The sequence below is a fragment of the Mangrovibacterium lignilyticum genome (assembly GCF_010882175.1).
GTDB lineage: Bacteria > Bacteroidota > Bacteroidia > Bacteroidales > Prolixibacteraceae > Mangrovibacterium > Mangrovibacterium lignilyticum.
Genome location: NZ_WKLH01000004.1, coordinates 297402 through 320977 on the forward strand (window position 1 = coordinate 297402; position 23576 = coordinate 320977).

The 23576-nt window shown below is 43.2% G+C and carries 12 protein-coding genes; 3 read left to right on the forward strand and 9 right to left on the reverse strand.

Going from position 1 to position 23576, the window contains the following annotated elements:
• Positions 1–165: 165 nt before the first annotated feature.
• From GJV22_RS18865 to GJV22_RS18900, 8 genes are all read right to left on the reverse strand, one after another.
• A complete protein-coding gene (locus GJV22_RS18865; RefSeq protein WP_163717523.1) occupies positions 166–1698 on the reverse strand; it encodes an alpha-N-arabinofuranosidase in 1533 nt (510 codons plus the stop codon).
• Positions 1699–1889: 191 nt separating this feature from the next.
• Complete coding sequence (locus GJV22_RS18870) at positions 1890–3599, reverse strand: T9SS type A sorting domain-containing protein (protein WP_163717525.1); 1710 nt, start codon at positions 3597–3599, stop codon at positions 1890–1892.
• A 12-nt stretch (positions 3600–3611) separates the two neighbouring features.
• Positions 3612–7754: a pectinesterase family protein gene (locus GJV22_RS18875; RefSeq protein ID WP_163717527.1), complete on the reverse strand. Its 4143-nt coding sequence runs from the start codon at positions 7752–7754 to the stop codon at positions 3612–3614.
• A 245-nt stretch (positions 7755–7999) separates the two neighbouring features.
• Positions 8000–9607 carry a DUF5123 domain-containing protein gene (locus GJV22_RS18880; protein ID WP_163717528.1) on the reverse strand — a complete coding sequence of 536 codons (1608 nt, stop codon included), beginning with the start codon at positions 9605–9607 and terminating at the stop codon, positions 8000–8002.
• A gap of 49 nt (positions 9608–9656) precedes the next feature.
• Positions 9657–11609: a RagB/SusD family nutrient uptake outer membrane protein gene (locus GJV22_RS18885; RefSeq protein ID WP_163717530.1), complete on the reverse strand. Its 1953-nt coding sequence runs from the start codon at positions 11607–11609 to the stop codon at positions 9657–9659.
• A gap of 31 nt (positions 11610–11640) precedes the next feature.
• Positions 11641–15159 carry a TonB-dependent receptor gene (locus GJV22_RS18890; RefSeq protein WP_163717532.1) on the reverse strand — a complete coding sequence of 1173 codons (3519 nt, stop codon included), beginning with the start codon at positions 15157–15159 and terminating at the stop codon, positions 11641–11643.
• Positions 15160–15324: 165 nt separating this feature from the next.
• A complete protein-coding gene (locus tag GJV22_RS18895) occupies positions 15325–16305 on the reverse strand; it encodes a FecR family protein (protein WP_163717534.1) in 981 nt (326 codons plus the stop codon).
• A gap of 75 nt (positions 16306–16380) precedes the next feature.
• The gene (locus GJV22_RS18900) at positions 16381–16962 is read right to left on the reverse strand and encodes an RNA polymerase sigma-70 factor (protein ID WP_238480361.1); all 582 of its coding nucleotides are present in this window, start codon (positions 16960–16962) and stop codon (positions 16381–16383) included.
• A gap of 476 nt (positions 16963–17438) precedes the next feature.
• Between GJV22_RS18900 and GJV22_RS18905 the strand changes: the two genes are divergently transcribed.
• The 3 genes from GJV22_RS18905 to GJV22_RS18915 all read left to right on the forward strand — a co-directional run bounded on the left by GJV22_RS18905 (position 17439) and on the right by GJV22_RS18915 (position 21086).
• Positions 17439–18314 carry an electron transfer flavoprotein subunit beta/FixA family protein gene (locus GJV22_RS18905; RefSeq protein ID WP_163717536.1) on the forward strand — a complete coding sequence of 292 codons (876 nt, stop codon included), beginning with the start codon at positions 17439–17441 and terminating at the stop codon, positions 18312–18314.
• A gap of 18 nt (positions 18315–18332) precedes the next feature.
• Positions 18333–19352 carry an electron transfer flavoprotein subunit alpha/FixB family protein gene (locus GJV22_RS18910; RefSeq protein WP_163717538.1) on the forward strand — a complete coding sequence of 340 codons (1020 nt, stop codon included), beginning with the start codon at positions 18333–18335 and terminating at the stop codon, positions 19350–19352.
• 78 nt (positions 19353–19430) lie between these two features.
• A complete protein-coding gene (locus tag GJV22_RS18915) occupies positions 19431–21086 on the forward strand; it encodes an acyl-CoA dehydrogenase family protein (protein WP_238480362.1) in 1656 nt (551 codons plus the stop codon).
• 82 nt (positions 21087–21168) lie between these two features.
• Here GJV22_RS18915 and GJV22_RS18920 read toward each other — a convergent pair whose 3' ends face one another.
• Positions 21169–21777 (reverse strand): hypothetical protein, encoded by a 609-nt coding sequence (locus GJV22_RS18920; RefSeq protein ID WP_163717542.1) that lies wholly within the window; start codon positions 21775–21777, stop codon positions 21169–21171.
• Positions 21778–23576: the final 1799 nt, after the last annotated feature.

Genomic DNA, 23576 nt, shown 5'->3' on the forward strand with positions numbered 1-23576 from the left:
GCGTATAACTTTAAATTAACCTACCGTAACATTTACTTAACAAACATATGTCAAAATGCTATTTTTTACACCATGGAATCGGATGTTAAAGAATATTTTTTTAGAATTTTTTGCATTAAAAAAGGGTATTCGTAGCGAATACCCTTCGTGAAACGGATGAATTTCTTATTGTAATTGAACCAACACAACTGATTTGGCCGGAAGTTCAATTGAAAGTTTTCCCTTTTTAGGTTTGTTCACTTCAAATGATTTCAGTGTCACTTTTTCCTTTGTGTCAAAATCGTTGTAATCATTCATATTTTCGGCAGTAATAATTTCTCCGCTTGAAGTATTAAAATCCATTCCTGAAATGTCGAAGTCAACGGTTTCGGATTTGTTTGGATTTAGGTTACAGAGCGTTACGGAAACGACGCCGTCCTTTTCAGAAGCAGAGGCGCTCACGGCCGGTATTTTTTTACCGTCCAATTCATAATCTTCAGTGTTCAGATTCAGAGGAATTAATTTAGCATCCTGGTGAACGGCATACATTTTAAATACAAAATAGGTAGGAGTGAGTACCATTTGATCATCTTTTGTAAGAATAACCGATTGCAACACATTGACCATTTGAGCAATGTTTGCCATTTTTACCCGATCGGAATGGTTATTGAAAATATTCAGGTTGATACCGGCAACCAAGGCGTCGCGCAGGGTATTTTGTTGGTAAAGAAAACCGGGGTTTGTACCTTCTTCCACGTTAAACCAATCACCCCACTCGTCAACGATCAATCCAATCTTTTTCTCCGGATCGTATTTGTCCATGATGGCAGAATGCTTAGTAATCAGCTCATCCATTCTCAACGTTTTGTTCAAAACTGAGAACCAACCTTTCTCGTCGAAGTCAGTTGCCGACCCTTTATCTTCCCAAGCGGTTGTGAAGGTGTAATAGTGCAACGAAACTCCCTGTACTAAATGACGGTGGCGGGTCGTTTTTTGCATTAATACCTCCATCCAGTTGTAATCAGCAACGTTCGGACCTCCGGCTATGCGATACAAATCGCCGTGGCAGTACGTCGCAAAGCGGTTGTAAAGATCTGCGTAATACTCAGGAGTCATGTTGCCACCGCATCCCCAGTTTTCGTTGCCGATTCCCCAGAATTTGACATCCCAGGGCTTTTCGCGACCGTTCTTTTTACGGAGGTCTGTCATTGGGCTCACATTCGAAGAGGTCACATATTCAACCCATTCTGAGGCTTCCTGTACAGTACCAGAACCAACATTTATGTTTACGTATGGCTCAGCACCAATCAATTCACAAAAATTGAGGAACTCATGTGTTCCAAAGCTATTATCTTCCGTTACTCCACCCCAGTTTACATTGACGATTGAAGGGCGATTTTGGCGCGGGCCAATGCCGTCTTTCCAGTGGTAGGTATCAGCGAAACATCCTCCCGGCCATCTAAGTAACGGAATATGCATGTCTTTCAACGCACCCATTACATCTTCACGATATCCCTGAATGTTCGAAATATCCGAATCTTCACCAACGAAAATACCACCGTAAATACAGCGTCCGAGGTGTTCTGCAAAGTGTCCGTAGATTTCTTTACTGATTGTTGTTTTTGCCTGGTCGGTTTGAAGGCTAATTGTTGTTTGCGCGAAGGAGCCCATGCTTATGAGCAATAATGCAAACAAAAGTGAATAGGTCTGTTTTCTCATGATTTAGTTATTAATGATCTCCCAAAGTTAATAAAAGTAATTAATACTTTTAAGCGATATCTTTTATAGCATGTCCTTTAATCCGGAAATAAACAATGCCCTTCACGAATTAGTATGAAGGGCATTGTTTTAATTGATTGCCTCGGGTAAATGCGGCTACTTTTCGAGCACTTGTTATTTAGATTTGTTCGCTAGCGGGTAGGAACAATGAGTTTCCGACATTCAATCCGGTTGTTTGCCAGTTTTATCCTGACCAAATAAATCCCTGGCGTATTTACAGGAAGCTGAATTTGTGCCGATTTTTCGTCGACATGTGTACTCCAAATAAGTTGCCCCTTGATGTTTAAAATCTCAATTAATTTCAAGTTCTGGCGAGATTCTACGCATAGTTGGTTGGTTTTGGAATTTAGGTAGATGATTAGATTGTCCTGTTGCTTAAATACATCAGAAACGGCGGTCGTTATTCCGTTCGAATTTTGATTCTCAGTAATACTACTCACCAAGCTGTTTAAATAAACTTCGAGGTTGGTGTACGAATCATTGAGCGTATAAAGTGCTCCATCCGACGAGTAGTTGGAATTGAGGCCATTGCTGGATTCCCATTCATCCGGTATTCCATCCTGGTCCGTGTCAGTTGGCGCGGTGGTGGCTTGTAAATCGGGCCAGCCACCGACGGTTTCCTGGGTGTCGATTAATCCGTTGGTACTTCCATTTCCACCATCCAAGTAAGTTGGTTGCCCTGAAGTAACCTCAGAAATAATTCGTGTATCTACGGCATCACGCTTGAGGCTTGCTCCAACGTATTTGAGAACCTGGGTGTAGGCATCCTCTGCTGTATGCGTTGTTATTTCGGGCTCGGTAACCGGCGAACTCAGTTTTAAATCATCTAATGTAACTCCGGGGGCATACGATGCAAACGAGCTTGAATGCATTTGCACGCCTTCCCAGTTATCTGCGGTCGTGGAACTACTGGCGACAAGAACATTTCCGGACACATAAAACCGACCATAAGTTCCGGCAGGTTGCGAGTTGCCGCCATTATCTGCATAAGGTTGAATAATTCGTGACTTATTAGAGCTGGCCGGCCCGGCTTTGTGGTAGTTATTGATGAGGTTGTAACGACCGCCTTCTGCAGCGTAGGCATTGTTACCGCCCCAGTTAAACAGCACATTGTTTCGGTGATCAACAATTTCCTCGTCTGGTAAATTGGAGTAGCGACTTCCGCAAAATCGCGGATTCCGACTGTCGTGGTGGGCCAACAGGTTGTGGTGAAACGAAGCCTTTTTCCCGCCCCAAATTCCGCCGTAACCATGAGTTCCTTTTTCGTGAACTGATATGCGAAGACTTTCGGATAGAAGGCACCATTGTAGAGTGAAGTCACTGTTGTCGTAGAATGAAGCACATTCGTCGGTACTCCAACTCATGGAGCAGTGGTCGATAATGATGTTTGACTCGCGGCGTCCCCAAATGGCATCATCTTCGGTTTGTGTTTCATCACCTAAACGAAAATGCATGTAGCGAATAATGACATTGCTGGCCCCGACAAAAACACTATTGTCCTGGATACAGATCCCATCTCCGGGAGCGGTTTGGCCAGCAATGGTAATGTTGTCGTATTTGATCTCGAGCCGTGATTTAAGTTTGATGTTCCCCGAGACGGCGAAAACAATGGTGCGGGTTCCGCTTTGATTCACCGCGTAGCGAAGTGAACCCGGCGATGTGTTATCCTCAAGTGTCGTTACATAGTATACCGTGCCGCCACGACCGCCGGTGGTGTATTTACCATAGCCTTCAGCTCCCGGGAAAGCCGGCGTATTCGATTGAGCTTTCAAACTAATACACAAGGTTGAAAAGCACAGTAAAAGCAGGCCTATTCTGAGCCATTTGATTCGTTTATTCATTTTCTAGTTCATTTAGGGGATTACCACCTTTGTACTGGCATATCCTCCATTTGTAAAACCAACTTTCACAATATACAATCCGGTCTGATATTGACCAAGTTGCACTTGTAAATTATTTGTATTTCCGGTATCCTGAAGTAACAGTTGTCCCTGAAGGTTATACAGAAAAACCGCTTGAATGGTGTCGGTATGTTTTAGCGTTAAGGTTTTATTTCCACTATTAAAATAAGCAATTAATTCTTCTTTAGCTGTTGTCAACAATGGAGTGACAGACGTGACAATCGTTTCGTTTTGGTTGTCCGTAATGCTACTGACCAGGCTGTTGATGTAAACTTCAATATTTGGGTATCTACCATCAACGGTTGTGAGTTGTGCGTCGTTCGGACTGTCTTTATCCAAACCATTGGCTTCTTCCCAAACATCAGGCATTCCGTCGCCATCGGTATCGGTTGGAGCAGCAGTGGCATTCAGCACAGGCCATCCGCCAACTGCCGATTGCGTGTCGATAATACCATTGGTGCTGCCATTACCACCATCGGTATAGGTCGCAACTCCATTCCGGGTGTCGTAAACAATTCGGTCGTCAACTGCATCGCGAACTAAACTTGCTCCGGCATAATCCAACACCAGTTTGTAGGCTTTTTCAGCGGTATGAGTCGTTACTTCACCCGGATCGTGCGGCGTGTCTATCCGCATAGCAGCTTTATCTTCGTCGCTCACCGTTCCGTATGAACTGTGGAACTGGTTGTAGACGCCATAAGTCCAGTTGTCTTCGGTTGCTGCAGTTGATCCGTACACATAATTGCCGTTGATGTAAAATTTACCCCATATGTCGTATACTGCGGTACCTTCTACTTTGTTTTTGTCAATGGAGATAATCCGGGTTGTTTTCGACGTTACCGGTCCCGGTTTATAATAGCAATTTACGATGTTTACATTCATTGCTTCGCCGCCATAGCAGCTGTTGCCTCCCCAGTTATAAATGACGTTGTTTCTCAGGTCAACCAGATCGGTGAGGGCAAAATCATCGCCAGCGGATTCTCCTAATCGCGGGTTCCGGCTATCGTGGTGAGCCAATAAATTGTGGTGGAAAGAAGCATTTTTACCTCCCCAGATTCCACCGTAACCATGAGCGCCTTTGTCGTGAACGGAATTTCGAAGGCTCTCCGAAATAATACACCACTGCAGGCTAAAGTTTTCATTGACGTAGAATGAAACAGTTTCGTCGGTTGACCAGCTCATGGAGCAATGGTCGACAATAATGTTCTTGTGGTAACGACCACCAATGGCATCCCCCTCATGAGCTGCTTCATCACCCATTCTGAATCGCAAGTACCGGATGATAACATTATCAGCATTGACTGAAACCGAATAGTCACGCAAACAAATGCCGTCGCCGGGAGCAGTCTGGCCTGCAATCGTAATATTGGGATTTTCAATTTTTAAGTCAGATTTGAGTTGAATCGTTCCGGAAACGTTGAACAGGATGAAGCGCGGACCGGATTGATTAACTGCATAACGCAGTGATCCGGGAAGCGAGTTGTCCTCCAGTGTGGTGACATAATATACCTTTCCACCACGTCCTCCGGTCGTGTATTTCCCGTGACCTTCGGCACCGGGAAAAGCCGGAAGCTCTGTTGGTCCTTCTACGCTAACATCACCAACAAGGAAGTTTCCTGTGCCTTCAAAATAGTCGGGATGAGTGGATGAGGAATATACCCCATCGGCATAGGTTGTGCCGTTGATCGTCAACACCTCAAGCGTCACGTTTTCGTTCAAAACGGCTTTCGCATTATCCGAAAGCTCCATCGTTAGTTTATTTCCAGCGGCCTGCGCATGGCTAAAAATCACTTTATTATTTAGAGCCGCTTTTATCGTACCGGAGCCAAAAGCATTTGCAACGGTTCCTTCAATAACTGAAATGTAGTCATCGGTCGGGTATTTTGAACTGGCGACAGTAAGGTCCCAAACTCCGGTAAAGCCGCTATTGTCGCCGTTTAATGCAACAGTTCCTGTGTTCACCGTTCCTTTTCCATTGTTTTGTACGACAATATTTCCGGTTCCCGAAATTGGTCCGCCAAAAGACATGGTACTTCCTGCGGTATTGTCACTTTCCATTATCATGGTTATATCACCGGCAACCTCGATTGGTGCATTCAATGTCATGCCGGTTCCACCAGTGTTGTAATTAAAGAATGTTCCGTCTTCCATGGTGATTGTTCCGGTAGCCGAGTGGGTCCCCCGAAGTCGAATGTTGCCTGGGCTTTTCACATCAACATTAGCTGTAAACTCGGTAGATGTTGTTTCCATCTCCATGCTGCAGTTGACCGTTTCACCTGCTTCGGGCAATAAAGCCGGAATAAAATGGGCTGGATTGTCCCAGTTTCCGTTTTCACCACCAATAAACGTGAAAACCTCGGGGCGGCCAACAATAACCTGTCCTGTTCCGGTAATCAAATCAGGGGTGGTTGAAGCCGAGTATACCCCCACTGACTGAATTAGCTCGTTGAGGTAAAACTCGCTCGTGGTAACATTGGCGTTGAGCTGCAATTGTGCACCGGTTTCGACCGAGAGTTTTGATGTTGGTTGAAATGCATTGTCGTTGGAAACAATTACTTCTGCTCCATTTAACATTGTTAGGTTTCCTTTTCCCAGCGAGCTTGCAACAGCACCTTCCAATTGACCGGATTCGACTATAATTGCTCCGCTAAACCCGGAATTATCGGCATTTAGAATTAGTCTGCCGGTTCCTTTTTTCACGAGTTTATGCACTCCGGTAAGTTGTGCATTAAGAGTGAGTGTTCCACTGATATCAAAAACCAAACTGTCTTTCGAAGCAATTTTGCCAGACAGACTTGCAACGGTGGCGCACTGTATTTCACCTCCATTTACAGCTAAATAGTTTACGGTGCTGTTCGAACTGACAATTAATTTAGTAGAATCATTCAGATTCAGGTCTGCCAGAAAACTGCCGCCATTCGCTTCCAGTGTGTCTTTCCCGCTAACAGTGGCTGATTCTCCGGACTGCGGAACGGCTTGCGGATCCCAGTTTGTTCCTGTCATCCAAGTCAGGTCAGGGCCCGTACCAATCCATTCGTAACTTGGAACCAAAGAGGCTTCGGCACTCGGATCCCAATTGTCCGATCCGGCCAAGACAACTTTAGCGGTATAGTTTTCAGCTTCCGAACTTGTCAGACTTCGCAAACCGGCCCAATCAGCCCTGTTACTCATGTCCGATCCTGCGCCGGTATTTTGATATTCGTAAAGATGCAGTAACTTGCTGGTTGCCGCGTAGTCCATATTCCATGTATCACCCCAGCCCGCAGGGTTAATCATTTCAGTCATATTGCAGTAGAGCCATGCCACTTTCGGGTATTCGTGCCAGGGACGTCCGAAGCGAACAGTCGCGCCATCATCGCCGGAGCGAGGGCTGTTCAGCGCATAAGTGAGATTGCAGTTGTAGAAGACAAAACCATATGCTTGGGTTTGAGGTGTTGCGGGGGCAGTGATCCAGCCACCGCCATAACTTCGTATTTCACAGGAATCGAAGAACCCAATTCCGGAACCGTAAATATAGTCGGTGCGCCCCAATACGAGACAGTTTTTGAAATAGCTCCGTTTGCCGGCCGACCACAGGTAAATGGTGTCCTGGTAACCCAACAGGTTACAGTTTACAAAAACAGTTCTATCGGCCTGCACGGTAATTGCCAAAGCCTGTCCTACCGGGCCTGCCGTATTTTGGATTGTCAGGTTTTCGGCTCTGAATCCGGAGCCCTGTATGGTTAGCGTTGCGGACGTACGAATGTTTTCTCCCGTCCAAAGCGCTGCGTCATCGGTTGGACACTTCCCCGATGTACAGTCGTAGATATGATAGCTAATGATTGTTTCGTCGCGACTTTCGCCAATCAACGATATGTTTTTTTTATCGGAAGGGATAAGTAGTTTTTCGGTGTTGTAAAGTCCTCTTTTGAGGTAGATGATCGTTGCTCGTGAATTGTTGGAAGGAACGGCATCGATTGCATCCTGAATTTTTGAAAAGTCACCGCTGCCATCGAGCGCGACAACAATGTCGGGCGTAATTGATGTGCTCTGTCCTTGAACGGCGAGACAACCGAGGCAAAGGATGAATACGGTAAATAAGCGGAATAATTTCATAAGTGTAGATTTGAAGAATAGCAGACTGACTGGATCGAACGGAGCTCGACTTTTATTCACAAGCCCCGGATTTGAAAAGTAGAGGTTTAATCATTCAATTCGGTTATTGGTTTTCGCTTTAGGTTTGAAAAGAAATAAACCTGAAGTCCCGCACTTTCTGCGTTCTGTGGAGACTTCAGGTTATTCGTTTAAACTTAGTTTGTTGTGAAATTTATGAAAGGGAGTTCAGAAAATTCACCTTAGGATTACCACCAGCGTGGATCTCCGGCTTTTCCAACGAGCTTGGATTCAGTGACGGTAAAGTCAAGATTGTCAGGATCGGCAAATATCGCATAACTATCTGCCCCCAAATCATCAGCTTCAATTGGGTTTTTATATTCTCCGGTCGGTTTTCCTTCAGCATCAACAACCGCAATCCAATAACAATCACTTGTCTTGTAGTTGTCCTGAATTTTAGAATTCGTTACAGTTCCGGCACGTAAGCCTTCAGCACCTGTTTCTTTCCAAACAGCTCCAAACAGACAGTTTGTGATATTCACATCGTTGATATTACCCATTCTGAAGAAATAGTCTTTCGGCGTATGATAAGTCGTCACGTTTGAGATAACCAGTTTTTCCAGGTCAGCCGCCATTTTATCAGATCGTAAGAATAGTTCGGTATGCCCAATAGTCGAATTGGTAAATGATATTGACTTGGTGACTACTTCTCCGTTGTCCAGATTAATTACTCCATACCCGGCAATTGAATCGATAAAGCAATTATTCACCGAGATATTATTTACCGTTGCTGCTGTTTTAATCCGCATCATACCTCGTTTGTATCGAATATCGCAGTCTTCGAAAACAATTGAATCGATGGCTGCCCCTGACTGTGAAATATTGAACACATAGGTTGATCCGTAATTGCTATCCGTTCTTGGATGGTCTGGATGGTCTGTAAAGGCAATTCCCTCCATATAGATTTTGTTAATATTTGCAGTCGCGTCGAGATCGAAGTTCCCGGTTACTTCCAGTATTGCTTTACCTCTAACAGAAAGACCGGCTACTAAATTGAACCCTGATTTCAATATCGGTCCAGCAAGTTCATAAGTCGTTCCGCCTTTGAGTACGACAGTTACGCCGTTCGGGTAGTTCGTGGCTAAGTCGTCAAAGAAGGTTTGACTCAGTAGTTCGTAACTTTCTTCCGGTGTATAGGTGCGCAGGTCGACAACATCACCTTCGAATATTTGAAGTGCAGAAGTCTCGAAGCTTTTCTTTCCCTGGTATTCGCCATCGAGGTAAGCTCTCACAAAGTATGATGTTTCAGGAGTTAAGTCCCCGATGACAGCTGCTTTTGCATTATTCTCGGCGTCAGTAATCGTATACGAAATATCAACGGTATCTCCTCGAGTGACCAAAAGGCTATCATAGGTAACATCCGTCCAGGTTACTTTAACTTCAGTGTCCGTTACCGAACTGATATTCTCCAGTTTTGTTGGGTAGTCGGAAGTTCGAATAACCTCATTCTCAAAATAATTCGATTCCAGACTTTCGCCGATCGATTTTATTCGAATGAAATAGTTTGTGTCATAGTCCAGATCATCGAATCGATAAAATATTGTATCTGTTTCGATTTCAGTTGTTATCGTTTTGAAGGTATCGGTTGATAGTTGCAGTTGATACGAATCTGCACTGGCATATTTGTCCCATACCAGTCTGATCCACGTTCCACCATAACTTGTTTCACTTATTACCGGTCGGAATAAGCGGTCGGCCATTCCCAGGTCATCATCTTCTTTACAGCCATTGAAAATGAGTGTAAAGACTAAGGCTGCCAATGATAACCAACTTATCTTGTTTTTTATCTGTTTCATAAGAAGATTTTTTACAAATTATTTTTGAGCCATAATCATACAGCGTTTATTAATTCAACAGGTACCCATCATTGGTCAGGTAATCACTGCTTCCGATTGTGGTTGTAGAGATAGGCAACACATATGGGACAGCTGATTGTCCGGTTGGGTCGGTATATCCCCTCCAGCAACGGATGGTATAGTCTGCTGAATCGTAGGTGCGTTCGCCTGTAACCTCATCATCCTGGTAGCTATAGAGGTTACGCGACCAGTTTGCACGAGCATAGGCATTTTCGTTCCCTTCTTGTGCCAGATCTTCGACATCAACAATTGTCTCAGGAACTTCGGCGGGACGATATTTGACATTCATAAACGAAATTTCACCATTTTCTTTCCGGTAGTAGAGATAGTTGGCGTAATCGGCATATTGAGCAACATCGGGGTTTTCAAGCTCCAGGTCGAACGCTGCTTTCCCCATGTTGTCAAGTGTCTCTTTCGTTTCGATGATTTTCGTACCATAATTATTCCAGCGCACCAGGTCGAATTTGCGCAAGCACTCGCCACCAAATTCCCATGCGCGTTCGTCGACAACGGCGTTGAAGAAATCTTCTTTTGAACCCAGATTCGAAACATACTGATCAACCTTTTCAGATTGCGCCTCTGCTGAGAAAGCTCTTTGGCGAACACGTTTCAGCGCATCTTTGGCAATACTTGTCGGGCCATTTAATTCATTTTCAGCTTCCGCCAACATCAATAGAATGTCGGAATAACGCATCAACGGCCAATTGATCCCGGTTCCTTTCGATGAGCCTGCCCCCGGATCAGATGTTAACCACAAGCGATTCCATTTTGCACATGCTAGTCCAGTTGTGCCTTCGACGTAATATTTGTCATTGTCGTTTTTGTAGTAAGTGCGCGAGAAAGTTGCATCACGACGGGTATCGTCGTCATCAAACGAGAAATAATAGGTTGGTGTTAAGTTGACCTGGATGGTTGAGGCTCCTTTGGAACTGCTTTGAACAGTAGATCCCACACACCAGCCAACGTCACCACCATACTGAGCTAGGAATGCTACTTCGTAAAGTACATCGTCATTAAGTGGTTTATTGTAAACGCACTCGTTGTAGAAAATTTCTGCGAAGTCGGAGTTTAATTCCCGGTCGCTTAAACTGATGAGTTTCTCACAATAGTCTTTTGCCAGTTGGTAGTAATCATTTGACGTTCGGGCTGTTTTTTCTGTTCCTGAATAGGTATAAGTGACAGCCAGTGAATCGTCAGTTGCTACATTTAAATAATCATCGGCCCTTTTCATTGTTCCATCAGCATTCATACCATAACCTGCACGAAACAAGGATAAGCGGGCAATCATTCCAAGTGCAAATTCACGGTTCATTCGTTCAATTCCATCCGCATATTCATCCGCGAAGTACATTCCTTCTTCTGCGTTCACCAAGTCTTGGATACAAGCAGTGTAGATGTAGTTTTTGTCTGTTCTGGGGATGTCTAGCTGCATGCCGGCCTTTGCTGCGTCATCAAAATAGGGAACATCGCCCCAGAAATTACAAAGTAGGAAATAGCGATACGCCTTTAAGCAGTAAGCTTCACCAAGGATCATTTGCATATCCGGATCATCGGCTTTATCACTGGCTTTAATGCCTTCAATACATTGATTGGCGCGGTCAATAGCCAAATAGTTGTTTTGCCAGGCTTTGTAGATGTCGCTAAAACCGGACAGGTTTTTTCCTTCTAATGACCAGATATCGCGACGGGAACCATCAGGATTGGCGCTTGGTTGAATTGCTTCAACATCGGTATTTTGCATCCATACGCATGACATACGTGAGGTATATGGGTCTTCACCAAATAAGGAATAAACTCCTAGTATGGCTTTCTTTGCATCGGCCGTATTGGAAAAGATATAATCTGAGCTAAATGTAGATGGTGAATCTACCTCCAGATAATCTTTACAGGCTGTAAATGTGATTAATATAAATCCAAATATTGCAAGGAATTTTGTATTCATTTTTGTATTCTTTTAGATTTCAAAAGTTAGCTTAGAAAGTTACGTTTACACCAAATGTCCATGATAAGCTTTTGGGATACGAAGAATAATCAACTCCGGGAGTTAAACCGGATGTAGAGCTATTTCGCACAGGTGAACTAACTTCCGGGTCATAACCGGTATAATTTGTCCAAGTCCATACATTGTTAACTGTCGTGTAAAGTCTCAGCCTTTGAATTTTTACCTGGCGAGTTAATTGGGCCGGAAGTGTGTAGCCTAAAGTAACGTTTTGCAACCGTAAGAACGATCCGTCTTCAATGGCCCAGGAGTGTGGTACTGCAACTGCATTTCCGAATGAGAACGGTGACCACAATGCTTTCGCATTTGCTCCTTCGTTCATCGCTTGCAGCGTTTCCAAATCAGTAATGATTTCTCCGGTTTCTCTGTTTAAGTAAGTATAACGGTTGTCAGCATCCATTATGTTCAACATGTTTGGATAACTCGTCCGATATTGCTGAGTAGAGGCAATTTTATTGGCATTATAAATGTCATTGCCGTAGACAAAGTTAAATAACAAAGAAAGGTCGAAGCCCTGGAAGGTTGAATTGACTCCGAAACCGCCATAAAAATCAGGAGTGGCATTTCCAATAACTGTTCTGTCGTTGTCATCAACGAATCCTGAATTATCAAGATCTTTCAATTTGATTGTACCGGGACGAACACCAATCCGGCCACCGAGCATACCAATTGATTGAACACCATCTTTCAAAATGTATTCTTCACTTGTAGGATCGTATGAACTGAAATCATCGGTTGTATAGTACCCGTCGGTGACCCAGCCGTAAATCAGACCGACCGGTTCTCCAACCCTGATTTTGTAGTCATAGTAACCTTTGTTATCAGTACCGGCCCATCCTGAAGCGTAGCTTTGTTCGGTGAGTCCAGGTGCCAGTCGGTCAACATTGGATTTGTAGAAACCAAAGTTAAAGTTGGCCGATAAGGTAAATTTTCTTTTTTCAATAATATAGCCGTTCATCGTCAATTCAATCCCCTTAGTTGACGTAGAACCGATATTCTCGAATGTACTGTCGTAACCTGGGGCAACAATATTTCTTTTAATCAACAGGTCATCAGCCGAGTTTTTATAAGCTTCGAATGAGCCGGAAATGCGCTCGTGAAAAAAGCCAAAGTCTAAACCGATATTTCGGGTAATGGTCGTTTCCCATTTCAGATTTGGATTCGGTAATTCACTGTTTGTCGGTCTGTAATATCCCGCCATTTGATCACCGATACCATAAGCTTTGCGGTCATCGATAGCGTAGCTGAGTTTATATTTGGTTGATCCGATTTTATCATTACCGGCTTGACCATAACTGACTCTCAGTTTCAAGTTTGAAACCCAACTTTCAGCGCTAGCCATGAATGGTTCCTTGTTAATACGCCAGGCAACAGCACCTGCGGGGAAATAGCCCCAACGGTTTCCTTCAGCAAATTTGGTGGATCCATCTGCACGAAAAGTACCGGTCACGTAGTATTTATCGTCGAAGACGTAATTGATACGGCCAAAGAATGAAGCTTTGTTATATTCGTCGGAATAGGCACTTGAAATAGATGGAACACCTCCGGTAAGCCCTAAATTGGCAAAGATTTTATCCGGCGATAAATCATCGCTGAAATTGGTCGCGTAAATGTCGGTTGATTTTGATTGCGATGAATTTATTTCCTGGCCAATCATCGCATCAAACCGATGGTTCCCCGATTCAAAATTGTAGGTTAAAGTCTGTGCCTCTCTTACTTGCGTGCTGCTTTGTTGTACTAAGTCAACTAATGGCTCGCCTCCGGCGTAAGATGCATTGCTGGTGTATTTCCCCCAATAGCTTTGGTTGTCATCAAAACGATATGTATAGCCACCTTCCAGCCGGTAAGCCAACCCTTTTATGATATCCCAGGTAATAGCTCCGGTGAATGCAAAACTTTTCTGATCTTTTCTTTTCCAGTATTGAGCTGCTTGTTCCGAGAGTGTCAGATTACTTCTGACCCATTCTTCGTATTCATCGTCGGGAAGCGTACCCGGGTCAATAACGATTTGATCCTGCAACCCGTTTACAGGGCCTTTGGTTATGGCATCCGACGTACGAACTTTATAGGTGCCACCTGAAGTACCCGACCCGTTTACCTCTGTGTCAGCAACACGGGCATTAATGTCGAGTCTTAGGTTGTCCCACAATTGGTGGTTTAATTTGAAGTTGACATTGTAACGGGTGTAGTCGTTGTTTTCCATCAAACCTCCGTTTTTGGTGTAGGTGGAACTCAACGAATATTTTGTCTTTTCATTTCCTCCCTGGATCGAAATGTTATGTTGTTGCGAAAGTACATCAGCACCAAACATGTCATCTTGCCAGTCAGTTCCTTTTTGATATTTATAAAGGTCGAGGTCTTCATAAACACCAAAGCGTTTTTCAAAACCGTTGATACCATCTTCTCCGTTTATCGCCGCTAATTCATAATTCATCATGACATACTCATAGGGATCAAGTACATCAAGGCGGTTTTTTAGCGACTTCGTTTGAAGGTATCCGTTATAGCTCACTTGTGTTTTTCCACCTTTGGCGCTTTTCGTTGTAATAATGATTACACCGTTTGCACCTTGCGAACCGTAAATTGCGGTTGATGAAGCGTCTTTCAACACGTTAATTGACTCAATGTCGGTTGGGGCGATATCGTTGATGCTTGAAACGGGGAAGCCGTCCACGATATAAAGGGGTGAATTATCACCGGTGATTGACCCTCCACCACGAACGCGAACGATGATTTCAGCATCAGGAGATCCGTCAGCAGTTGTGATCTGAACACCGGCCAAACGACCGCTCAATGCTTCAGCCGTATTGCTAACCGGAATTTTACTCAGGGTTTCGCCCTGAACGGAAGCAACTGATCCTGTCAAATCTTTTTTGCGAACGGTACCGTAACCAATGGCAACAACTTCTTCCAAACCGATTGATTCTTCCTGCATGGTAAGATTGATTGTTCCTTTGCTAACAGGGACTTCCTGCATTTTCATACCTAAAAACGAAAAAATAAGCGTCGCATTTGCGGGCAAGTCATTCAAACTGTAATTTCCGTTTGGATCGGTGATTGTACCGTTCGTTGTTCCTTTTACCACCACAGTAACACCTGGTAAAGGCAGGCCTTCGGTATCGATAACTCTACCAGTCACGCTTTTTATTCCCTGTGTCGTTTTCATCGGTTTAGGGGTTTCTTTCGCGTCTTGGTTCTCGGGGTAAAGAACGATTTGTCGGTTTTTAATGACATAATCCGTGCTCGTGCCTTCGAAAAGGGTGTTTAGAACTTCTTCCACCGATTTATTCTCCAAATTGATGTTAACCTTGCGTTGAACATCAACTTTACTATCGTTATACATGAAGAAATATTCGGTCTGATCTTCAATTTCCCGAAGCACATCTTTAATGGTTGTGTTGGCCATGTTGATGTTCAGACTTGTTGCCTGGGAGAAACCCTCCGCCTGAACAGCCATAAACGAGATGAGTAGTAGTAATGTTGTTAGTTTCATAATACGATTTAATCGCAGCAGATAATATAACAACCTGCTGTTGTCACAAAATGTCTTTTTTTTCATAAGTTTGTTTTGCTATTGTTTTAACTTTTAAACCTTCAGAGGTTTGAAATTTCGGAGGAAGGTGCGTCAACACTTTCCTCCTGTTTTTTATGCCATACTTTATTCGTTTAGTGATTTAATAATTACTTGATTACCATTTATGTTGTATTTAAAGGCGGTTGTTAAGGCCATTAGCTGAAGCATTTCCCGTAAGCTCTCTGTTTTTATGGTCATCGTGTAGTTTTGAGTATCTTTCATGTCCTTCTCAATGATAAAGTCCACTCCGTACCAACGCTCCATTTGTTTCAATACATCGTTAAAAGGTGTGTTGTCAAACTGCAAGGTTTCTTCTTTCCACGATGTGTAAAATTTGGTGTTAACCGGGCTATTTGACATGCGACCATCTTGCGTGTCAATCCGATTTTGTTGTCCGGGTTCCAAAAGGCTTGTCTCGTTGGTGGATTTGTTGAAGACCTTTACGCTGCCTTCAACCAAAGTGGTGAGTAACTCATCGTCCTCGGTGTAAGCACGTACGTCGAATTTTGTTCCCAGCACCCGGACATTGGCCATGTGAGTTTGCACAACAAAAGGATGGAGCCGATCTTTCTCGACTTCAAAGTAGGCTTCGCCATTGAGCTCCAGTTGCCGATTCTTATTAAAATTTGTGTAATAAGTTAAAGTAGAGCCGCCATTCAGATAGCCGGTCGACCCATCCGGCAAAGTAAATTGCACCCTCGATCCCTTTGGAGCGTGAATTTCAGAAACGGAATGCTGAACTTGATAATAGTTAATGCCGAAATAGAGGCCGGAAATTAGAGCAGGTAGTAGTAAAAAAGCCGCAACCCGAGAATACCAATGAAGGATTAGTTTTTTATAATCGGTGGATTTTTGATCCGGTTTTTGAATGCCTCGATGAATTTTATGGAGAATGTGGCGGAGATCAACCTTTTGCGATGATGCCTGATCCCAATGCTTTTTCGATAGTTCCTTCAAGGACTCTTCAGCCGAATTGTCAGAATATCGGTCGCTAACGAATTTTTCATCTTCCGAAGAATTGCCTTTATAATAAGCGTCAATCCTTTCTAGATCTTTTTGTTCCATAAATTTAGTTCAGGTGTTTACAAACTGTAGTATCCGCTAGTGAGCATTTACACCTAATCTAAATCTGAAGTTTTTTCAAAAAAAGTGAATATAGAAAAAAAGCAAGCCGATCAGATTTTCCCGGGAGAGTTCTTCTTTCAGGAATTTTAGAGCAGCATGTAGATGATTTTCGGCTGTTTTTTTGCTGATTTGCATTTCATCAGCGATTTCCAGGGCATTTTTCCCTTCAATCCGACTTTTCACAAATACCTCACGGCGTTTGTCGGGCATTCGTTCCACCAGGCGATCGACAGTTTCTGTAAGCTCCCAGTAGGTATCATTTGGTTCTAACAGAAGTTTATCCGCTAAATCCCTGCTTTCGTGCTGCAGGTATTTTTCGACGATCTTTTTCGAGCGGAAGTGTTTCTTGATCTGGTTGAATGCAATGGTGAAAAGGTAGGATTGAAATTGGTGTTCTTCTTTTAACCGGCTCCGTGTTTCCCATATTTTGGTAAACACGTCCTGTACAAGTTCTTCGGTATCTTCTTTTGATTTTAGATAACCAAAAGCAAAGTGATAAAGTCTGGAACTATATTGATCAAACAAGTCATTAAAAGCAACGATGTCGCTTTGCCTGAGTTGCCTTATAAGTTTGTTGGTTGTTTGGTTTGACTTCACAAATTACTAACGTTCGATACTTCGGTTTCAAAATTAACAAAGCAAGCTTATAAATGTGCCATAATTTTAAGTTTTTTTATCTGATCGTTATGTTGCGTATAGATATGATAAATTGTAGAGAACAAAGCTTGGTTTTTGTTGCGTGATTTTGGCTATTTGCTTAAAATGATTTTAAATAGCAGGAAGCATCACAGTTTAGATTCTTTTTAGGAAAAGGAATGTAGGATGTATTAAATTATTGTAATTGAGTTTGTTTTGATCGTTTTCAGTGCAAGTTAAAAACGATTTTAACAAAAATATGACAGTGCATCTCCTGCCTGTTGGGGCTCTTGGTTGCAAATCCTTGAAAACTTTGAGCTCTTTGGCTATATTTGCTAGCCTTGCACCTAAAACCAATAAGATCCCGGTCTAAGTCTGCCCGATATGTGTAGTTGATCCGGGATTTGAACACAATAAACTGATAAACTTAAAAACAAATGAAAGCTTATAAAGTGATTGTTCTTGCCAAGCAGGTTCCGGATACCCGGAATGTTGGCAAAGACGCCATGAAGGCTGATGGAACCATTAACAGGGCTGCCTTGCCGGCGATTTTTAACCCCGAGGACTTAAACGCCCTCGAACAAGCTCTGCGCATCAAAGAAAACTTTCCCGGAACAACGGTGACCATATTAACAATGGGGCCGGGGCGTGCTGCTGAAATCATTCGTGAAGGAATGTTTCGGGGAGCCGATGACGGAATTCTCTTAACAGACCGTGCCTTTGCCGGCTCCGATACGCTGGCGACTTCTTACGCTATTTCTCAAGCATTGAAAAAGGTGAAGGACTTCGACATCATTATTGCCGGTCGTCAGGCGATTGACGGTGATACGGCACAGGTCGGACCACAGGTGGCCGAAAAACTTGGTATTCCGCAGGTAACTTATGTGGAAGAAGTTCAGAAAATAGAGAATGGTAAAGTTTTTCTGAAACGGAGGCTCGAAAGGGGAGTAGAACAGGTAAGCTGTCCAATCCCTATGGTGATGACCGTTAATAGTTCGGCTCCGGACTGTCGTGCTCGTAATGCGAAATTGATTATGAAGTATAAGCACGCGAAAACAGTCACTGAACTTCAAAATTCAAACGAAGACTATTTACATCTTTATAACGACCGTCCTTATCTGAATATTTCGGAGTGGAGTGTGGGCGACATTGAAGTTGATCATGCAGAACTGGGGCTGAGCGGTTCTCCTACGAAAGTAAAAACAGTGGAGAATGTGGTGTTACAGGCCAAGGATGCAAAGGTAATTTCGGCATTGGATAATGAAATTGATGATCTGATGCGCGAGTTGATTGAAAATCATACTATTGGTTAATCAAGAAGGAGAAAAATCATGAACAACATAGTCGTTTATTGCGAAATTGAAGACGGTCATGTGGCAGAAGTAAGCCAGGAATTGATGACCAAGGGACGTAGTCTGGCCAATGAGTTAGGCTGTAAATTAGAAGCTTTGGCCATCGGTCACGAGCTGGATGGAATTGAAAATCAGATTTTCCCATACGGCGTGGATACGGTTTATGTGGCCGACGATGCGCGATTGGCACCTTACACAACTTTACCGCACACTGCCATTATTGTCAAACTTTTTACCGAACAAAAACCGCAGATTGCTCTGATGGGAGCTTCTTCTGTCGGTCGTGATTTAGGTCCCCGCGTTTCTTCGGCTTTGCACAGTGGTTTAACAGCCGATTGCACAAGCTTGGTGATTGGGAACCATGAAGATAAAAAGCAGGGGAAAGTTTACGAGGATCTGCTTTACCAGATTCGTCCTGCATTTGGTGGTAATATTATTGCGACCATTATCAACCCCGATTGTCGCCCGCAAATGGCAACCGTTCGCGAAGGGGTGATGAAAAAAGAAATTTTTGATCCAAAGTATAAAGGTAAGGTAGTCAAACTCGATGTTGCGAAATATGTCACAGAAGCAGATTTTGCAGTGGAAATTATTGAGCGCCACATGGAGAAAAGCAAGGTGAATATGAAAGCAGCACCGATCGTAGTTGCCGGTGGTTACGGAATGGGATCGAAAGAAAACTTCCATTTGCTTTACGATTTAGCCGAAGTTTTAGGAGGCGAAGTTGGTGCATCGCGCGCTGCTGTTGATGCAGGTTATGTCGATCATGAACGCCAAATCGGACAAACCGGGGTTACAGTTCGTCCGAAGCTCTATATCGCGTGTGGAATTTCAGGGCAAATTCAACACCGTGCCGGAATGGAAGAATCGGCGCAGATTATCGCCATTAATACTGATCCGGAAGCTCCGATTAATGCCGTTGCCGACTATGTCATAACAGGCGATGTAGCGGAAGTGATCCCGAAAATGATCAAGTATTACAAGACGAACACCAAGTAATCAACCTCAAAACTTATTGTAATGGCTAATTTTTATACCGATAATAATGAACTGAGATTCCAATTAAATCATCCTTTAATGGAAAAGATTGTCCGTTTGAAGGAAAGGAATTTCACCGAAAAAGGAAAATTCGATTTTGCGCCAATGGATCATGAAGATGCCATGGACAATTTCGACAAAGTATTGGAAGTGGTTGGCGAAATTTGTGGTGATATTATTGCTCCAAATGCAGAGTCGATCGATGCTGAAGGTCCACAGGTGGTTGATAGCCATGTGGTTTATGCTCGTGGTACTTCCGAAAATATTGAAGCATTGAACAAAGCAGGTTTAATGGGGATGTCGTTACCTCGCCAATACGGTGGGCTGAACTTCCCGATTGTACCTTATATTATGGCTGCCGATATTGTGTCGCGCGCCGATGCAGGTTTTGTAAATATATGGGGCTTGCAGGATTGTGCAGAAACGATCAATGAATATGCTTCACCGGAACAAAAGGAGAAATACCTGACCCGTGTTTGCCAGGGAGATACCATGGCAATGGACTTGACTGAACCTGATGCTGGTTCCGATTTGCAAGCCGTTCAGTTGAAAGCCACTTTTGACGAGAAATCGGGTAAGTGGATTTTGAACGGTGTAAAGCGGTTCATCACCAACGGCGACGGACACATTTCGTTGGTATTGGCACGCTCTGAACCGGGAACAAAAGATGGTCGCGGACTGTCCATGTTTATCTACGATAAGAATGATGGCGGTGTAACCGTCCGGCGCATTGAGCACAAAATGGGGATTATCGGTTCTCCAACCTGTGAGCTGGTTTTCAAAGATGCTCCGGCAGAATTGGTTGGCTCGCGTAAAATGGGCTTGATTAAATATGTGATGGCATTAATGAATGGTGCTCGTTTAGGAATTGCTGCGCAGTCGGTAGGTGTGTCGGAAGCGGCGTACCGCGAAGCACTGGCTTATGCCAAAGAGCGCATGCAGTTTGGAAAAGCGATTATGCGCTTCCCTGCCGTTTACGAGATGCTGGCAACCATGAAAGCAAAACTGGATGCCTCACGGACCTTATTGTATGAGACAGCTCGTTTTGTAGATATGTACAAAACTTACATGCATATTTCGGAAGAACGCAAGTTGGAGAAAGAAGAGCGTGACGAAATGAAGAAGTACCAAAAGCTAGCCGATTTTTTCACGCCGCTGGGTAAAGGTATTTCCTCTGAATTCTGTAATCAATTGGCTTACGATGCCGTGCAGATTCACGGTGGTTCCGGTTTTATGAAAGATTATCCGGTTGAACGAATTTACCGGGATGCACGAATCACTTCAATCTATGAAGGAACAACCCAGTTGCAGGTCGTGGCTGCTATTCGGGGGGTTACAACCGGCGCATATTTGGATCAGATTCGGGTGTACGAAGCAGAGAAGCTTTCTCCGGAACTGGAGCACTCGCGTCGTCAATTAATTATCTTAACCGATGAGTATGAGCACGCGGTAAATAAGGTTGTCGCAGTTGATGATAATGAATTTGTCGACTTCCATGCCCGCCGATTGGTGGAGATGGCCGGCTACATTATTATGAGCTACTTACTGCTGCTTGATAGTAATAGGGATGCGATTTTCCTGAAATCAGCAAAAAACTTCTTACGTCTGGCGAAAGCTCAGGTAAGAGCACACTCAGAGTTTATCCGCACTTCAGATTTAAGTGACTTGGGTACTTACAAATACGAAATGGAATAAGTTGCAAAACTGTAAGCATAAAAAAACAGGCTTCTCAATCGGGAAGCCTGTTTCATTTTATATTGATGAGTTTTGTATTAAACTATCTGCTCGATTTGTTTTTCAACTTTACATCCATTAGCTCGCGTGCCAGTTTCTGTTCGCGTACCAAGGAGTTCTTGCGATGATTTTCCAGTTCTTCCTGAACTTCATCCAAGCGTTTTTTTGTTCCTTTTACAACCGAGTGACCTCTTCTGAATAGCGAGAACAGGATACCTGATAGTGCTAGTAAGCAAATTACCAATCCCCACATCACGCTATTGTAAGCTTCTTTTGAAATGTAAGCTCCCAGAAAACTCATGCTGTCCTGTATCATTTTAGTGTCTTCCAGTTCGGCAGTCAAGTTTTGAATCTCTGTATTTTGTTCTGCAATTTTATTGTTGAGGTTATCGATTTCCTGTTGGTGTTTGGCTACCTGGTCGGTATAAACTTTCATGCTATCCAGTGCATTTTGCTTAAGCGCCTCATAGCTGGTCATACGCATCACCTTGTATTCTTCAAATCGATTCGACTTGCTAAAAAGATAATCGAATTGGCCTTCAACGGTTAAGGTGTCATAAGCAGCTTCAACTGATCGACCCTGAGCAAAGGTGATAAACGGAAGGGCTGTGATTAAAAGGGTTGTAATAGTCTTTGTAAATCTGTGTTTCATTTTTTGTTATTCAATTTGTGTGATTTGTTATTTGAGCTTCATCCCTTTTGCTCTGAAAAATTGCTTGCGCAAATTAGCTATTTTAATTAAATAAGGTAACGTGTTTTCTTTGTTTTTATTATTTCAAAAGCATTTCATTTGGACTAAAGTTTTGAAATTGAGTGATATTGAGTTGATGTTTTCGCTATTCTTAATCGGATCAGAAACTGTATTTGCTATTTACCGAAGTTATAAAGCGCAAAAAAGGCAGCAGTTCAATTGCTGTCTTTCGGTATGTTTTATTGAAAAATGAAAACGGCGATTTTATTTTCTTCCCCAAAACAGGAGCGCTGGTCAAAGTAGACCTGAGAAAACGATTGTAGAATTCGGGGGGGGCAAATTGCATCTGCGTTCAACGTTGAATTTAATATTTCCGACTCTTAACGTTTGTGTTGTGGTATCATAAGTCCAACTTCCGGAGACGACTCCGCTTGCAGAACCGTCAGTACGAATAGTAGTTGTGGCATTTTTGTACCGATGGGGTGTGGACATTAGGCAGGTTCCAGGATGATCGGTTAGTCTAGCTGGCAATACTTGGTATAATTGTCGGCAGATTATGGGCGGGCAAAGCTTTTCAATATCTACATATTCATCCTCTTCAACCGGATCTTCCGATTCCGGGTTGTCTTCCGAGCGTTTACCGGGGGACAGTAATAATAATGCAAGTGAAAGAATGCATCTATTGTTAGTGTCGTTCATAGTTTGCAAATAAGGTTTGATTCAGTAATTCTTTTCGATCTCTCCAATCAGGAGACAAATTGTTATTGGAAGTAGATAAATCAGTATAAGGGGCAAAACAGTGGTCTTTGTGGAGGTCTTGGCGATTTTGCCGGATGTATTTGCACCTATAGTATAACTAGGCCTTTTGAGATGTAATATGATGTACACTCATCTAATCGGGCTAATATCCAGACAAAGTTCGATGCCGGTTTGGTTTCTGAAGCGGATTTTTGATCTGATTGTACTCGAATCCATGTTTCCAAATGACAAATCCCCCATTGCGTATTGAACATCACCTGGAGGTGATTTTGGGTCTCAGACCGGTCCCGGGTATGGCTGGTGGATTTGCCTGGGTCGGTGGGTTAAAAAATATTTTGGGCATAACGAGTTGGTTTCCAAAGTCAAGAGTGCGGAGGTGCGGATTTGGGTATGAAAAAGATTGCTCCATGTGTTGGAAAGCAGAAAAGAGTGTCTATATTTGCACCCGCTTTGAGAGAAACACGGGATAGGCCGGGTGAACTGAAAGCAGCGTTCAGCAAGGATTTTGAAGGAAAAAACGATTGAAAATAAAAGTCAGAAATGATTTGGTAGATCGGAAAAAAGCCTCTTGCTTTGCAAGCGCAAAAACAACTACGTTCACTGAAAGATTGAAGGAATAACTGAAACCAAAAGGGCGTCAAACCCCGTAGTAGTTTAAGTGTCCTGACGCGAACGGGCAGAGTAAATAAAAAGTTAAAAAACTTCTTCGAAAGTTTGGAGAATGAAAAAAGCTGATTAACTTTGCCGCCCCGCAGACAAGAAAGGGAGACCTGGAGGGTTTGAGGGCAACAAAACAAACGTTCTTTACCTGGAAAGGAAAAGCCGGAAGAGTTTTAAGTATTAAAGCTTCGGACGGTAAAAACGGGAAGGGTAAAAAAATAGAACAACAAGTTCATTGACAAGATTGAAAAGGTAGAAAGATAAGGAAGATACGCTATCAACAAAGAGTTTTATCTACAAGAGCTAGACAAGATTAACAATTTTATTTACAACGAAGAGTT

What these genes read in the sequence shown, in the direction of transcription:
- GJV22_RS18865 (WP_163717523.1), bottom strand. Translation starts at nt 1,698, where the DNA reads ATGAGAAAACAGACCTATTCACTTTTGTTTGCATTATTGCTCATAAGC.
- GJV22_RS18870 (WP_163717525.1), bottom strand. Translation starts at nt 3,599, where the DNA reads ATGAATAAACGAATCAAATGGCTCAGAATAGGCCTGCTTTTACTGTGC.
- GJV22_RS18875 (WP_163717527.1), bottom strand. Translation starts at nt 7,754, where the DNA reads ATGAAATTATTCCGCTTATTTACCGTATTCATCCTTTGCCTCGGTTGT.
- GJV22_RS18880 (WP_163717528.1), bottom strand. Translation starts at nt 9,607, where the DNA reads ATGAAACAGATAAAAAACAAGATAAGTTGGTTATCATTGGCAGCCTTA.
- GJV22_RS18885 (WP_163717530.1), bottom strand. Translation starts at nt 11,609, where the DNA reads ATGAATACAAAATTCCTTGCAATATTTGGATTTATATTAATCACATTT.
- GJV22_RS18890 (WP_163717532.1), bottom strand. Translation starts at nt 15,159, where the DNA reads ATGAAACTAACAACATTACTACTACTCATCTCGTTTATGGCTGTTCAG.
- GJV22_RS18895 (WP_163717534.1), bottom strand. Translation starts at nt 16,305, where the DNA reads ATGGAACAAAAAGATCTAGAAAGGATTGACGCTTATTATAAAGGCAAT.
- GJV22_RS18905 (WP_163717536.1), top strand. Translation starts at nt 17,439, where the DNA reads ATGAAAGCTTATAAAGTGATTGTTCTTGCCAAGCAGGTTCCGGATACC.
- GJV22_RS18910 (WP_163717538.1), top strand. Translation starts at nt 18,333, where the DNA reads ATGAACAACATAGTCGTTTATTGCGAAATTGAAGACGGTCATGTGGCA.
- GJV22_RS18915 (WP_238480362.1), top strand. Translation starts at nt 19,431, where the DNA reads ATGGAAAAGATTGTCCGTTTGAAGGAAAGGAATTTCACCGAAAAAGGA.
- GJV22_RS18920 (WP_163717542.1), bottom strand. Translation starts at nt 21,777, where the DNA reads ATGAAACACAGATTTACAAAGACTATTACAACCCTTTTAATCACAGCC.